11 protein-coding genes are annotated in these 13,688 nt (G+C 64.7%); 7 read left to right on the top strand and 4 right to left on the bottom strand.

The genetic code is table 11. The annotated features are described in order from the left end of the window. The first annotated feature begins 109 nt into the window (after positions 1-109). Positions 110-805 carry an outer membrane protein gene (locus AC1DV8_RS07170; protein ID WP_477156981.1) on the top strand — a complete coding sequence of 232 codons (696 nt, stop codon included), beginning with the start codon at positions 110-112 and terminating at the stop codon, positions 803-805. Here AC1DV8_RS07170 and AC1DV8_RS07165 read toward each other — a convergent pair whose 3' ends face one another. Beyond that, positions 806-2,020: an enolase C-terminal domain-like protein gene (locus tag AC1DV8_RS07165; RefSeq protein ID WP_477156980.1), complete on the bottom strand. Its 1,215-nt coding sequence runs from the start codon at positions 2,018-2,020 to the stop codon at positions 806-808. It abuts the gene before it with no gap. A gap of 222 nt (positions 2,021-2,242) precedes the next feature. On the opposite strand from AC1DV8_RS07165, the gene AC1DV8_RS07160 reads away from it, so the two are divergent. Further along, positions 2,243-3,448, top strand: a complete 1,206-nt coding sequence (locus AC1DV8_RS07160) for a mandelate racemase/muconate lactonizing enzyme family protein (RefSeq protein ID WP_477156979.1) — start codon at positions 2,243-2,245, stop codon at positions 3,446-3,448. Between the two features lie 83 nt (positions 3,449-3,531). Then, positions 3,532-4,320: an orotidine 5'-phosphate decarboxylase / HUMPS family protein gene (locus tag AC1DV8_RS07155; protein ID WP_477156978.1), complete on the top strand. Its 789-nt coding sequence runs from the start codon at positions 3,532-3,534 to the stop codon at positions 4,318-4,320. A gap of 11 nt (positions 4,321-4,331) precedes the next feature. Here AC1DV8_RS07155 and AC1DV8_RS07150 read toward each other — a convergent pair whose 3' ends face one another. Next, positions 4,332-7,478, bottom strand: coding sequence for a choice-of-anchor D domain-containing protein (locus AC1DV8_RS07150; protein WP_477156977.1), 3,147 nt, complete (start codon positions 7,476-7,478; stop codon positions 4,332-4,334). Between the two features lie 849 nt (positions 7,479-8,327). After that, on the bottom strand, positions 8,328-8,897 hold the full coding sequence (locus tag AC1DV8_RS07145; RefSeq protein ID WP_477156976.1) for a hypothetical protein: 570 nt from the start codon (positions 8,895-8,897) through the stop codon (positions 8,328-8,330). Between the two features lie 117 nt (positions 8,898-9,014). Here AC1DV8_RS07145 and AC1DV8_RS07140 point away from each other — a divergent pair, with 117 nt between their 5' ends. The 3 genes from AC1DV8_RS07140 to AC1DV8_RS07130 all read left to right on the top strand — a co-directional run bounded on the left by AC1DV8_RS07140 (position 9,015) and on the right by AC1DV8_RS07130 (position 12,565). Further along, positions 9,015-10,520 (top strand): DGQHR domain-containing protein, encoded by a 1,506-nt coding sequence (locus AC1DV8_RS07140; RefSeq protein WP_477156975.1) that lies wholly within the window; start codon positions 9,015-9,017, stop codon positions 10,518-10,520. Between the two features lie 242 nt (positions 10,521-10,762). Next, complete coding sequence (locus AC1DV8_RS07135; RefSeq protein ID WP_477156974.1) at positions 10,763-11,845, top strand: hypothetical protein; 1,083 nt, start codon at positions 10,763-10,765, stop codon at positions 11,843-11,845. Between the two features lie 63 nt (positions 11,846-11,908). Next, positions 11,909-12,565 carry an MT-A70 family methyltransferase gene (locus AC1DV8_RS07130; RefSeq protein ID WP_477156973.1) on the top strand — a complete coding sequence of 219 codons (657 nt, stop codon included), beginning with the start codon at positions 11,909-11,911 and terminating at the stop codon, positions 12,563-12,565. Between the two features lie 11 nt (positions 12,566-12,576). Here AC1DV8_RS07130 and AC1DV8_RS07125 read toward each other — a convergent pair whose 3' ends face one another. After that, on the bottom strand, positions 12,577-13,050 hold the full coding sequence (locus tag AC1DV8_RS07125) for a Crp/Fnr family transcriptional regulator (RefSeq protein ID WP_477156972.1): 474 nt from the start codon (positions 13,048-13,050) through the stop codon (positions 12,577-12,579). A 166-nt stretch (positions 13,051-13,216) separates the two neighbouring features. Here AC1DV8_RS07125 and AC1DV8_RS07120 point away from each other — a divergent pair, with 166 nt between their 5' ends. Next, positions 13,217-13,570 (top strand): hypothetical protein, encoded by a 354-nt coding sequence (locus tag AC1DV8_RS07120; protein ID WP_477151449.1) that lies wholly within the window; start codon positions 13,217-13,219, stop codon positions 13,568-13,570. Positions 13,571-13,688: the final 118 nt, after the last annotated feature.

Below are 13,688 nucleotides of genomic sequence, written 5' to 3'. Positions count from 1 at the left end.
TGGCCGGCGTGGTCACCCACGCCGGCCGTTATCTCGCCGCCCTCGATGACGGCGGCATCACGCTCCCCGTCCTAAGGTCGCGACCGCGGAACTTATGGGGGGCCACACCATGCGAATTTCTGCGCTCATGCTCCTGGCCGTTGCGGGCCTCGGGAGCGGCACAGCTGCAGCTGCCGACATGATCGTCGACGATCCTGAAGCCATCGCGGCAGCTGCCGGCTACGACTGGTCAGGCGCCTATGCCGGCATGTTCGTTGGCGCGGGCAGCGGGGACGTCACACTGACCGAGCCGGGCGGTCTGGTCGATCCGCTGGATCTCGCAGCGGGCGGCTGGCTGGCCGGTATTCGGGCCGGCGTCAATGCCGAGGCCGGCGTGCTGGTGCTGGGCGCCGAGGCCGATCTCGCGAAAACCTGGATCGGCGGCAGCGGCAGCGCCACCGATGGGCTCAACAGCCTCGACTACAGCTACGACCTCGACTGGCTCGGCACGGTGACCGGCCGGGTCGGCTACGCCGCCGACACGTTGCTGCTCTACGCCAAGGGCGGCCTGGCCGCGGGCGGGGTGCGCTCGACGCTTACCCCCACTGCGCCACTGCCGCCCGCGCCACCGATGTCGGCCGATGCGATCGCGACCGGCTGGACGGTGGGGCTCGGGACCGAATTCGCCTTCAGCGAGAACGCTACCGCCGGCATCGAGTACGATTTCGTCTCGCTCGGCAGCCAGTTCGACTACGCGCCCGCCAGTTCTGCCGATGCCCAGCAGGACCTCCATATCGTCAAGCTTGGCGTGAACTACGGCTTCTGATCAGGGACGGACGATCTGGCCGTCGCGGCGGCGGTCTTCAGCCATGTAGTAGGACTTGGCCGCCTTGTCGGGATCGAGCAGCGCCTGGGCTTTCTTGACGTCGATATCGATGCCGAGGCCCGGCTGCTCGTTGCCGTAAAGGTACCCGCCTTCGAGCAGGGCGTGACCGGGAAACAGCTCGTATTCCTCGGGCTTGAAGTGGTTCTCTTCCTGGATGCCAAAGGCCGTGCTGGCGAGATCGACATGCATCGCCGCCATCTGGTTGACCGGGTCGTTGTCGCCGCCCTCCTGCCAGGCGGTTTGAACGCCGAACCATTCGCACAGTGTGGCGATCTTCCGCGCATTGGTGATGCCTCCGCCCTTCGAGATGCGCACGCGCACGAAGTCGATCAGCCGCTCTGTGATCAGGGGCAGGTACTCATGCGGATTGATGAACAGCTCGCCCATCGCCTGCGGTGTCGCGCATTGCTGGCGTACCAGCCGGTACCACTGCACTTGCTCGGGCGAGAGCAGGTCCTCGAGGAAGTAGAGCCGGTAGGGCTCGAGTAGCTTGGCCAGTTGCACGGCGTTGTGCGGCGCGAGGTGCTCGTGCACGTCGTGGGTGAACTTCGGACCCCAGCCGAGCTTGTTGCGCAGGTGGGCGAACATCTCGGGGATCGCCTGGAGATAGGCGTCGTCGTCGAAGGCCTTGTCCTGCGGCCAATGGTTCTTGGGCCCACGGGCATTGGCGCGATCGACGAAGCCGCCGCCGCCATAATTGCCGAGCTGGCAGCGGATGACGGTGTAACCCTCTTCCCAGTAGCGGCGGACGTCGTCCTCCAGCTCGGTGATGGAGTTGCCTTGGGCGTGGGCATAGGCGGCGACGGCGCTACGCGTCTTGCCACCAAGCAGCTGGTAGACCGGCATGCCGGCTTCCTTGCCCTTGATGTCCCACAGGGCCATGTCGATGCCGGACTGCACGGTGTTGCCGATGGCGTCATTGCGCCAGTAGCTCTGGGTATAGATCGACTGCCAGATGTCCTCGATGCGGCTGACATCGCGCCCGATCAGCAACGGGGTGACTGTTTCGATCGCGGTCTGCACCACCTTGCACCGATAGTGGTCGCTGGCCGAGCCGATGCCGTAGAGGCCAGGCTGGTCGGTCAGGACCTTGACGAACAGCCAGGTGCCATCGGCTCGGGTGCGTATCGTCTCGATGCCGGTGATCTTGGTCATATGGGTCCCCCAGTATTTCCGAGCACGATCCAGTCGGCGGAATCGTAATCCCGCCGCATAGCCGCCCGCCGCCCTCTCGGCGATCCCTCGAATCCCTACCGTCGCATCGTGGCGCCGGCATGCACACCCCGACCTTTTGACGAATTTCACGCCTTCAATCGGGCAGACGAATGCGGCTATAGCTGCCAACTGGTATGGCAGGATTTTGAGGAGGACCCCCGATTGAAGATTACTGACCTTAAGTGCGCGATCATTGCCTCTAGCCCGGTGCTCCGCATCACCACGGACGAGGGCATTACCGGTTGGAGCCAGATCGAGACGCCCAAGCCTTACGTGCAGCCGCAGGTGCTGCAACTGAAGGACTGGATCGTCGGCCAGGACCCGCGCGACGTGGAGCGCGTGATGCGCCGCATCCGCGTGCGCGGCGGTTTCAAGCCATTCGGCTCGGCGGTCAGCGCCATCGAACATGCGTTGTGGGATATCGCGGGCAAGGCAGCGAACTCGCCGGTCCATCGCCTCCTCGGCGGCAAGGTGCGCGACCAGGTCCGCACCTATCGCACACTCTACCAGGCGGAAGTGCCCGGTGGCGCCGAGCACACGCTGGCGGGCTACAAGCGCTGGGCCGAGTACGGCAAGTCGCTGCAGGGCGAGTGGAACCTGTTCAAGCTGCCGACCGCGTTTCACTCGTCGATGGTCCGCGACTTCCCGAACTATTTCTACGGCGACGTGCAGCACGACGCGCCGTTCCCCTATCCCCATAAGGGCGTGATGACCAAGGAGGGCATGGACCACCTGGTTGCCTGCATCACCGCCGCCCGTGAGACGCTGGGCGCGGGGTACAACACCGCGGTCGACGCTGGCCCCGGCTTCATGCCGCTCGATGCGCTGCGCTTTGCCAAGGCCGTGGAGCACCTGCACCTGATGTGGGTCGAGGACAGCGTGACCGGCGACTACTCGCCCTACGTCAACCCCGACGTCTATCGCGACGTGACCCACCACACGACCACGCCGATCCATACCGGCGAGCAGATCTACCTTCGCCAGCACTACAAGCAGCTGATCGAAAGCCACGCGGTCAACGTCATCGGGCCCGATCCCTGCGACGTCGGCGGCATGGCCGAGCTCAAGTGGGTGGCCGAGCATGCGGACCTGCACGGCATCGCCGTGGCGCCGCACGGCACCGCCAACGGCATTCTCGGCCTCGCGGCGCTGATCCAGATGTCGGCGACGCTGCCGGACAACTTCATCGCCTTCGAGTACCCGGCGCGCTTCGAGCCGTTCTGGTACGACATCACCGAGGGCTTCGACGGCTTTCCGGTGAAGGGCGGCATGATCGACGTGCCGGATCGCCCGGGCCTGGGCGTCAATTTGATCCCCAAGGAAGCCAAGAAGTACCTGACCGAGGGCGACGCCGACTTCTTCGACTGAGCGACAGCGATCGTGATCGGGTCCGGCGGGATGCTGCCGGATCTCTTCTGCCTGCGGGGAGCAGGTCATTGGGGAGTTCTGCCATGACGTCGACCAACCATGCTGCGTCGCAGCGCGTGCTCGACCAGTTGCGCCGCGAGTTCACCTTCCAGATCTCGGTGGATGTCGACAACATGCCACAGGGTCTGACCGTGGCTGGAGCGGCTCTCTCGGCCGGGATAACGCTGGTGGAGATGGGCACGCCGCTGCTTAAATGCGCCGGCGTCTACAACGCAGTGCCGGCGTTCCGGCGGGCATTTCCGGATGCCCTGCTGCTGGCGGACATGAAGACCATGGATGGAGGCGCCTTCGAGGCCCGCGCGGTGTATCGGGGTGGCGGCAATATCATCGATTTCCTGGCGCTGGCCGGGGAGGCCAGTGCCCGCGGCATCTGCGCCGTGCGCGACGAGTTCCGCGCGGCCGACCCGGCGCTGCCGCGGCTGGCTTTTGCCGATATCCTCGTGCCGCAGCAGGGGCCGGCCAACGTTGCGGTCGACGTGGCCCGCCGCATGGTCGACGCCGGTTTAGACGGGGTGGGGCTGCACCTGCAGCTCGATGCCCGCCGTGCCGATCCGGCGCTGTTCGCCTCGGACTACCTGTCGGAGGTGGCGATCGCCGTGCACCGGGCGGTGGGTAGTGACGTGTCGGTGCAGGTCGTCGGCGGGCTCAGCATTGCCAGGGCAGTGGGGCTGGCGCGCGAGGGGTTACGGGCCTTCGTGATCAGCGGCAACATGGGCATCGACGATGCCGAGGGGCGCTATGGGCTGCCGGCGGCCGAGATGGAAGCGCTCATTGCCGAATTCATGCGGCAGGTACGGGACGCGCAGGGCTGACCGTGCCCGAGCTACTGACGTGGGCGTGGAAGAGGGATCGGCGGGGCCATCGCGGCCGAGCCGAATGACACGTTGCTGATGGCGTGACGACTGGTGCGGCCGCCCGTCGACGCGGTGAAGCCGACCAGCGCGCTCGGCGGCAAGGCGATGACGGCTTCGAGATACTGGACGCCATCGATCGACACGGCCAACCGTCCGTCGGCGCTGGCGATGACGACGTGCCGCGTGCTGTTGAGCAGCGCAGGGATCGTCGAGTTCATCGCGTCGAGCACGATAGCCCCTCCCTCAAGGTGCGCGATCCCGACGAAGTTGTCTGCCGGGTCGTTCTCGTTCCGGTGCGTGTCGAACACAACCGCGACGCCGCCAAGCGGGGCCCACCCGAGCCCTTGGCCGGGGTTGCCGACCTCCGAAGGGTTGGCGGTGCCGGGGATGATGGCGAAGGTCGCGCCGTCGGCACCTTCTCCCTGGTCGATCGTCAGGTCGAACGTGACCGTCAGTGCCGACGGATCGACCGCCGTCGGCCAGAATGATGCCCCCGCGACCTGCGGCGTAGTCGGCGTCAGGACGAGCTGATCGCCCTCGAGCGTTGCGCTGCCGCTCAGTGTCCACGCGCCCCCGATCGGGGACGGGATGCCCGTGCTCGGTGTTCCGGTGCCGGTGAAGGCGACGCGCGTTACGGTTGACGCGCCGTCGCCGTTGAGCTCCCACGTGCCCGAGAAGCTGCCGGCGGCGGCGGGCGCGAAGCGAACGCGCTGTGTGACCGAGGCGCCAGCCGCGATGCGGCTGCCTTCGGCCAGCGATGTCAGCGCGGTGAACGCGCCAGTCGGGGGCTTCGACCTGGTGATCGTGAGGTCGGTACCGCCAGTGTTGCTGACGGTGAACGATTGCTCGGCCCAGCCGCCGACAGGGGTATCGGGAGGCGTGATCGTGGTCGACGACACGGCGAGCTCGGCGGGGGAGCCGGCCGACCCGGTGAGGTCGACGGCAATCGTGCCGCCGCTGCTTTCTACGACGAGCTGATCGGCGAACAGTCCGTTCGCCGTTGGCGAGAAGCCGAGCGTCACCAGAACCTCCCCGCCGCTCGGAATCTCGGTACCAGGTTGCGGCAGGCCGCTCGCGTCGAACGGCGCGCCCGGCGGGGCCAGCGACGTGAGCTGCAGGGGTTGGGCGCCGGCGTTGGCCAGCATCACCGAGGCGGTGCGCGTCGCGCCTGTTGCGATGCCGCCGAAGCTGATCGCGGTCGGGTTGATCGTCAGCAGCGGGCTCGGCGACTGCCCGGCGCCGGACAGGGCGATGGTGGCGATACCTTGCGGCGTGTCGAGCGTGAGCGTCCCGGAGGCGTTGCCGACTGCGGCGGGCGTGAACGTGACCGGCAGCGTGAGCGTATCTCCCGGAGTCAGCGCGGTGCCGTAGGCGGGCGCCGGCGGGCCCGACGTGAACCCGGCTCCATCCATCGTTGCGTTCTCGATTGTCGTGGCTTGCTGTGCGGTGAAGGTCGCGTCCAGTGTCGCCGACTGGCCGACCGTCGTTGCCGGGAAGGTGAGCGGCGCGGCAGTGAGCACGGCGTTCACCGGACGGCCGAAGGCGAGCACATGCCCGTCATAGGTTCCGACAAAGAGCTTGTTGTCCGACACTGCCGGCACGGAGAACTTTGTCGATCTGCCGATCGGGAAGCTCCGCCGCAGCTGCATCACGCCGTCGACGGGAACCGGGTCGTAGGCCCTGAGCTGCGCATCGTCAGTGATGTTCGGACGCCAGATGGTCCAGACCATCGCCGATCCCGACGCGTCGCCGTCGGACGTGACGACCGCGGAACCCGAGCCGAAGCCGAACCCGTCGCTCGAGCTTCCGACGAGGCTCAGAGTGGGCTTGCCGGCGCCATCGAGGCCGTACTTGTAGGCGTGCAGGAACCCGCTGCTGCCCGAGCTTGTCGGACCAGGCGATGCCGTCGGGACATAGACGTAGCCGCCGTTGCCGCCCCACGGTGTCGGCTTGCCCCACACGCCGCCGTCGGGGCCGATCCGGTTGATGACCGCATCGCCTTCGGCGGAGCCCTGCTTGTAGCCTCCCAGGTTGCTGGCATCCATCACGTAGAGGTAGCCCTCCTTGCCCACTTCGAGCAGGAGGCTCGGTGCGTCCGGCGTGCCGAAGTAGGCCGGCGGCAGCCCGATAGGCGCGCCGGAGCCGAGGTCGCCATCGAAGGTGTTGAGATACGCGGCGTCGTAGGGGATGAAGAAGTCGGCGACCGTGAGCGACCCGTCCGGTTTCACGTTCAGCCGGACGACCGCCTCGCCGTACCCGGTCGCGGGTGGTTGCGCGCTGGTCGTGGGTGCCGTGAGCGTGGTGCCGTTGCCGGTGGCGAACACGATCGAGCCGGGCTTGTCGCTGACCAGCCCGCCGCCCGACTGCCAGATGCCCGCGCCTTCGCCGCCAGTCTCGTGGGCGACGGCCGACCACAGCGTCGGCACCGCGCCCAGCGTCGAGATGCCGACCACCCAGCCCTGGAATGGCGGCGCGTCGCAGTAGCCGGCGAAGGCGGCGTAGACTACGCCGTCCATCAGCAGCAGGCCGGCGCGCTGGCCCTGGGTCGTCGGGTTGAACTGCGTGCCCGGCGCATTGGCCGCGGTGCCCACGATCGCCACCGGGAAACCGTCACGCTCCGCTCCGGTCGCCACGTCGATGGCGTGGGCGTACCACGCGGCCGGTCCACTCGTGCCGCTGGCGTAGGTCTTGGCGAGGAAGTAGGCGGTGTTGGTGGCGGGATCGATCACCGGGCTGCCGGTGATGCCCACGTCCGGGACCAGGTCCGGGCAGCCGATGTCGATCGCCTTCCACGGGGCGTGGAGCTTGCGGGTCCACTTCTGTGAGCCGTCCCGCACGTCGAGCCCGTAGATGTCGTTGGTTTCGGTGGCGATCAGCACCGTGCCATGGCTGACGAGCGGTTGGGCGTAGACCTGGCCGGTGACTTCGGCCGACCAGAGTTGGCCGAAATCGGCCGCCGATACCGCGCTCGGCCCGAGCCCGGGCTGGTCGGCGTACCAGCCGGTGCGCAGCAGGTCGCCGCCGTAGGTGAGCGCATCGGCGTTCGCGGGCATTGGCGCTGTGGCTATGACGCCCAGCGCCAGCAGCGCCGCCATCGTTGCGCGGAACGTCCGCATCACGGACCCGCTTCCTCTCGCTCAGTCGAGGCCCAGAGTACCGGACGGAAGGCGGGCGGTCACTCCCCTGGCAGTGGGGCAGCGCAAGGGCGCGCCGGGGCGTGCCGAAGCGTCCGGCAGCCCACGGGGCTCCGGAGTGTGATGGGCGGGAACTGGCCGGCGAGGCATTGCCTCGAGCGGTAGTCCGCAGTGAGTGGCGAAGCGCTGCCTCGCCGGCCGATCGGGATTTTGGGCCTATGGCACGAGGGCTGGGGCGCATCCCCTACCGCATCGCGAGAGCGATGGAGCGCCGGAGGGCGGCCGGAATGCCAGCGCCGCCCCACCCTTTGCCCCGGCCACCTTATGCCTGGCAGCCTTCACCCCGTGCAGCGCATGCATCTGCGCCACTTCGCGTTGCTAGCGGCTTGACCGGCGAACCGGCCCAGGCCGTCATGCTTTCCGCCTGGTGGAGAACGACTCCCCCACCACCCGACCCCTCCCCACGGACCGTTCGTCGCGACCCCGTCCCCGTGTGGAGAGATGCGGAGAGGGTAAGGGGCGTGGAAGACGCGGGGAGAAGATTTTTCGGGAAGCGGCTAAGTGGCTGAAATGACTGAGTTTTTTGATGTCATCCCGGCGGAGGCCGGGATCCATCCTGAGATGTGTCGGATCCTGCGCTCGAGCTTGGGCACCTCAGGATGGGCCCCGGCCTGCGCCGGGGTGACACCGTTGGGGTGGCGCCCGAAGGTGCCACAAGCACGATGCGACACCCTCCCCCTTGCGGGGAGGGATGGGGTGGGGGGTGAGGCGCCCGGATGTAGCGGCGGCGTGCACGGCCACCGGTTGCGCTGCTTGGGGGCGGAGAAGGCGTCAGTTCACGGTCGCCATCTTCTCGAGTGGCTTGCGTGGCGGCCTGCCGGCGCGGCCGTCGCGGTAGCCGACCAGGTAGGTCTGGTTCTCCCGATGGATGAGCCGGCGGACGACGGCGGCGTGCCGCTCCTTGGTGAACTCCCGCTCCTCCTCGTCCCATATGGTCGCGCCCTTGGGCGGCGTCAGCGGCAGCAGGCGTGCGACGGGCTGGCGCTTGCCATCGGGCAGCGTCCAGCAGATCGCCTGGTGTCGGGCGCTCAACTGCGCATGCTCGCCCTCGAACGCCTCGAGCCCGGCCACCGCCTGCCCGAGCGCCACGGCGAGGCTCGCATGATCGAGCGCCCCAGCAGCGCCGCGCGGCACCCCGATCCCCCGGCCCTGCTTGCCGAGCAACTGCCCCGCCTCCTGGCAAAGCTCCCGCGCCAGCTTCACGCTCTCGGCGGGCACCGGCTGCGTCGGCCGCTGCGCTGCCACGCGCTCGACCTGCTTCAACAGGGAGGCAAGGCGCGGGTAGAGCCGCTCATGGGCGACAATGATCTCGGGGGTGAGGGTGGAGCTGGGTTTCGGCATGCCGTGTCCTTTCGCGTGTGGGTTTGCGAGGAGGATACGGGGTGCGGAGGGAGCGGGGATAAGGGTCGAATTGCCAAATCGCCCTATCATTGCCTACAACTGAGATGGGGGACTAAAATGACAACAGATCAAAATGACGAAAGAGCGCGGGTCCCCGCGCTTCGCTTCAAGCAATGGCTCGCAGACTGGGATGCGTATCCGTTCGACGATGCTGCCCAAGGTAGGCGGCCGGGCCAGCATCTATACTTGTTCTCAATGCGTGCTGCAGAACTGCGCAAACTCTGCGATGTCTATAGGCGAACCCGCGACGGGGCCAACGCGGAGGGTATTCAAAGACAACGCGACCCATCACGCACGGGACGAATAAAGCGCTACGTCAGGTACGGATATCCCTATGGTGATCTAAAGCCGGCCCAACAAAGCGATGATGCGAAGTCACTTCTAAAGCCGGGCTGGCTGCCAACCGCCATTGTTGTCAACATCCTAACCGAGAATGATCTTCGACGCGGCCGCGCCGTGTCTGCGGACCACCTGATCAAGGTGGAACAAGAGGGCGGCCGATTTTCGCTCACCCTGCCTAGCGCCGCGTCTCTCGAGAATAGTGATCTCGCGCCGCTGGAAGTAATTGACGGTCAACATCGCTTGTGGGCGTTCGAAGAAGGGGAGGGGGAGGATCCTGTACCGGATGATTTTGAACTACCCGTCGTTGCCTATCATGGGCTAGATGTGGCGTGGCAAGCATATTTGTTTTGGTCAATTAACGTATCTCCAAAGAAGATAAACCCAAGTCACGCATTTGATCTGTACCCGCTCTTGCGAACGAGAGATTGGCTCGAAAGGACGGGCGATATTTCGGTATATCGGGAGGCGCGGGCTCAAGAACTTACCGAGATCATGTATGCGCATCCGGCAAGTGTCTGGAACAGTCGCATCAATATGCTCGGTGAGAGAGGCGGATCCGGCGTCACCCAGGCGTCATGGGTCAGAGGACTTTTAGGGAGCTTTCTTGCTACCGGTCGGGGTAGTGGGCGTAAGGGATTGTTCCAGGCGAACTTAGAATATGATGACGCGCCGCTCGAATGGAGTCGTGCGCAGCAGGCGGCGTTCCTTCTGCAGGTATGGGAAGATCTGCGGGCGTCATTCGAGGCCGCTGGAGTCGCTCATTCGGCGTATTGGATGCGCGGATATGGCTATGACGGCGAGAGAGCGTTTGGGGATCGAAGCTCGATAGTCAATCAAGACCAAGGCGTTAGAGCAGTACTAGCTGTCACGAATGACATTTTCTATTCCTATTCAAGCGAGTGGAATTTAGACGACTGGTATATGCAGGCTCCGTTGGGGGCAGACACCACTCTCGATGACGTCACATTTGCACTGGAGTCGTTGGGGCAACAGGGATTCCGAGGGGCCATCTCTGACCTGGCGAATGCACTCACGTCGTTCGATTGGCGCTCCCTTGACGGTCCAGGGGTGAAGGATGATGAGGATCTGGCGATAATCAAACGATCCTACAGGGGTAGCGGAGGCTACTCGAGTCTCAGGTTAGACATATTGAAGGAAGTCAGTAAGGCGCAAACCGAGGTCGGTGCGGTGGCGCGTCAAATAGTATTTGAAGAGGCGTAGACGTGGCCATCTCGAAGGCGGTAATCCGACGTGCAGATAGTGGCCCTGTTCTTGGGAAGTACTCAGATTTTGCGGACAGAACGGCAGGAGATTGGCTGCGGGCAGGCCATCCAGCCAAGTACGGGACGCTGCCTAGCAAATGGTCCGCAGTGCGACGCTTGGCGCCGCAGGATGTGGTAGATGCCATAGCCGTGTCCACACCCAATCACTGCATTGACGGGTGGACCTATCTAGCAAGAAGCATGTCCGCAGTCCTTTGCGGTGACTATCACAGCGCCCGCCACCTCGCATACTATGCCCAACTACGCGCGGGCCTCGGCGTACTGGGCAGCCTTGGTGTTGGCGTCTTCAATGGCATCAACTTCATTGTAAATGCTCGCGGCGGGATCGAGCGACTCGACCCGTCGACGTCTCGCAATGATGTTGAGAGGGGGTTGGGTACGCACGCTGTTGTCTGGGACGCCCTAGCCATCTGGGTAGACGAGCCCATGGCAGCGACCGCTTTCCTCAATGCTCTGAGGGTGCGGGGCAATCGCCTACTCGACATTGTAGAGGCCATATTCCCGGGAGCTTCATCGCGAGCCATTGCTTCCGATATAATTGATCTACTTGGGGTGGATCTCCGGCGGGGAAAGGAAGAACATCGCAGTAGAAACATATCGAGTTACAATCCCCAGGCACTAAATCCATTGATGCAGGATACGCCTGGCGCACTTCGGTACATCGACCAAACGTGGCGGCTCTACGATCCCACGTCCGTCTCTCGTTTCGATCTTCTTGACCGACACATCGTGCGGCGAGTGCTTTGGAAGCTACACCGCTCTTTAGGGCAAGGAGTGGCATACGACCAAGGCGCGATAGCGCGGCGATATGATGAATTGCCCCAAGCGATCAGGGATATCGCTTCCCTGGAGTTTCTGACCGGTCGCTCCGAGCGCATCGAACCGGCCTTGTTCCAGTTTGCAACTCAACGGCAGGATCCCGCCGGAGCGCTCGACATGTTATCTCGTGCGTTTATTTTACTCAGACTGGCCACGGCCTTTGTCGGCTCAGGCTTTGTCGATGCGGGCATAGCTGCGGGTAGCGGAAAACTCGACCCATGGCTGATGGAACTCGCCTCCAAGCGCGGCTTCCTGGACCAAAACCAACAGGGCGCGCAGGACTTTACGGACTTGTGGTACGACGTCGACCTCGCCCTTCAGGAGCTAAAGGCATCTGCGACGCCTGATCCCGGCTCTCTAAAAGCCTGGTTGGCTAAAAGGCCCGGTGGCACACCGACAATATCGCAGGCAGAGCGCATCGGCATATGGAGCCTAGGGGGCTAGCGCCTATACGCTTTGTGAACTCGATATGTGTTGAGCTATCTCGGCAACTCTCCGGATACCAAGATGACCGACGCTCCAGCCGACCTCACCACCTTTGCGCAAGGTTCCAGATTTGCAACTGTTTTGGCTGACCCGCCGTGGCAGTTTCAGAACAGGACAGGAAAAATCGCGCCCGAGCACTGGAGGCTAAGTCGGTACCAAACCATGAGTACCGATGAGATATCCGAGCTTCCTGTAGATAGTGTTGTTGAAGGGACGGCGCATTTGTATCTGTGGGTACCGAACGCTCTCTTGCCTGACGGGCTAGCAGTCATGAATAGGTGGGGGTTCACATACAAAACAAACATTGTCTGGAGAAAGCTACGAAAAGATGGTGGGTCGGATGGTCGAGGCGTCGGATTTTACTTCAGAAATGTTACAGAGCTACTGTTGTTTGGAACGCGTGGCAAGAACGCGAGGACATTGCCTCCCGGCAGGAGCCAAGTAAATTACCTAGGCACTCGCAAGCGGGAGCATTCCAGAAAGCCTGATGAGCAATACGACTTGATTGAGAGTTGCTCGCCTGGTCCTTACATTGAACTATTCTCTAGAGGCACGCGATCGGGCTGGCGGTCGTGGGGTAACCAAGCCGATGAAGGCTATCGCCCCGACTGGAGCACCTACGCATACAACAGCTCAGCTCAGACAATGGCGCAGGACGAAATACTCACTCCGAGCTAAGTGGCCCCCCGTCACTCATGATCCCCCCACCGCCGGGCCCGTACCGGCGTCGGCGTCGCCATCATCGCCCCCAGTATCCTACTCATCAGCGCCTGTTCCTGCTTCTTGCCCGTTGCCTCCCGCCGGAGCTCGACCAGTAGGGCCGACGTCGCGTTGAGCCTGGCGCAGGCGAGGGTGGCGAGGTGGAGGGCGAAATCGGGGTTCGCGCCGAGGACGTCGAGCGCTTCGTCGATGACCCGGACCTGCGTTGTGACCTCAGCGGTGACCGTGGCGCTGTGCGGGATGCCCAGGAGCACCGCCATTTCGCCGATGATGGCGCCGGGCTCGTCGATGGTGGCGAGCGCCACGCCTTCGCGCGATACGGCGAGGCGGCCGGACTCGAGCAGATAGAGCCGGCCCGAATAGCTGCCCTCGCTGGTGAGCTGGGCGCCGGGCGGCAGGGTTTCGAGGGGGAGCGAGACGGCGAGGGCGGCGAGCGTGGTCATCGGGTTCGGATCCGGGGGCGGGGGCATCAGGTTTGGCCGAGGATACGTGAACCGGGGATGAAATCGAGGGGGCCGGGTTTTGTCGCTGGCGCGCCGGCTTTGTGTGCTAGCCTCGACCACTTGCGCGCAATGGGCGCGCTCGTCTGACAGATGATCGGACACTTTCATGCAACTTCCGACTTGGTTGAAACCCGCCCTGCTGGGCGCGGGTGTAGGCGCGATTGCCCTCGCGATCGTGGGGTTCAGCTGGGGCGGCTGGGTGACCGGCGGATCGGCCAAGGACATGGCGACCAAGCAATCGAACGTCGCGGTCGCAGCGGCGCTGACGCCCTATTGCGTCGAGCGGGCGGGCGGCGCGGATGCGGCAACCGCGACGACGATGACCGAGCTCAAGGCGGCCTCCACCTATTCGCGCAAGGGGATTATCGAGAAAGCCGGCTGGGCGACGCCGATGGGCGCGGAAAAGCCGAACACGGACCTGGCGCAGGCGTGCCAGCTGAAGCTGGCTGAGGCGTTCTAAGGGGGACTGGTTCACCTCTCCCCTCGGGGGAGAGGTCGGCCCATCGGGCCGGGTGAGGGGGCCTTCACTGCGCTCGGAGTTCGGGGCGAGGCCCCCTCACCCCAACCCTCTCCCCCAG

It is taken from the genome of Devosia sp. P3_B2 (assembly GCF_056402875.1).
Note: the sequence above shows the minus strand (reverse complement) of the source record. Positions and strands in the feature narration are given on the sequence as shown.

What these genes read in the sequence shown, in the direction of transcription:
- AC1DV8_RS07130 (WP_477156973.1), top strand. Translation starts at nt 11,909, where the DNA reads ATGACCGACGCTCCAGCCGACCTCACCACCTTTGCGCAAGGTTCCAGA.
- AC1DV8_RS07125 (WP_477156972.1), bottom strand. Translation starts at nt 13,050, where the DNA reads ATGACCACGCTCGCCGCCCTCGCCGTCTCGCTCCCCCTCGAAACCCTG.
- AC1DV8_RS07120 (WP_477151449.1), top strand. Translation starts at nt 13,217, where the DNA reads ATGCAACTTCCGACTTGGTTGAAACCCGCCCTGCTGGGCGCGGGTGTA.
- AC1DV8_RS07165 (WP_477156980.1), bottom strand. Translation starts at nt 2,020, where the DNA reads ATGACCAAGATCACCGGCATCGAGACGATACGCACCCGAGCCGATGGC.
- AC1DV8_RS07145 (WP_477156976.1), bottom strand. Translation starts at nt 8,897, where the DNA reads ATGCCGAAACCCAGCTCCACCCTCACCCCCGAGATCATTGTCGCCCAT.
- AC1DV8_RS07170 (WP_477156981.1), top strand. Translation starts at nt 110, where the DNA reads ATGCGAATTTCTGCGCTCATGCTCCTGGCCGTTGCGGGCCTCGGGAGC.
- AC1DV8_RS07150 (WP_477156977.1), bottom strand. Translation starts at nt 7,478, where the DNA reads ATGCGGACGTTCCGCGCAACGATGGCGGCGCTGCTGGCGCTGGGCGTC.
- AC1DV8_RS07155 (WP_477156978.1), top strand. Translation starts at nt 3,532, where the DNA reads ATGACGTCGACCAACCATGCTGCGTCGCAGCGCGTGCTCGACCAGTTG.
- AC1DV8_RS07140 (WP_477156975.1), top strand. Translation starts at nt 9,015, where the DNA reads ATGACAACAGATCAAAATGACGAAAGAGCGCGGGTCCCCGCGCTTCGC.
- AC1DV8_RS07135 (WP_477156974.1), top strand. Translation starts at nt 10,763, where the DNA reads ATGTCCGCAGTCCTTTGCGGTGACTATCACAGCGCCCGCCACCTCGCA.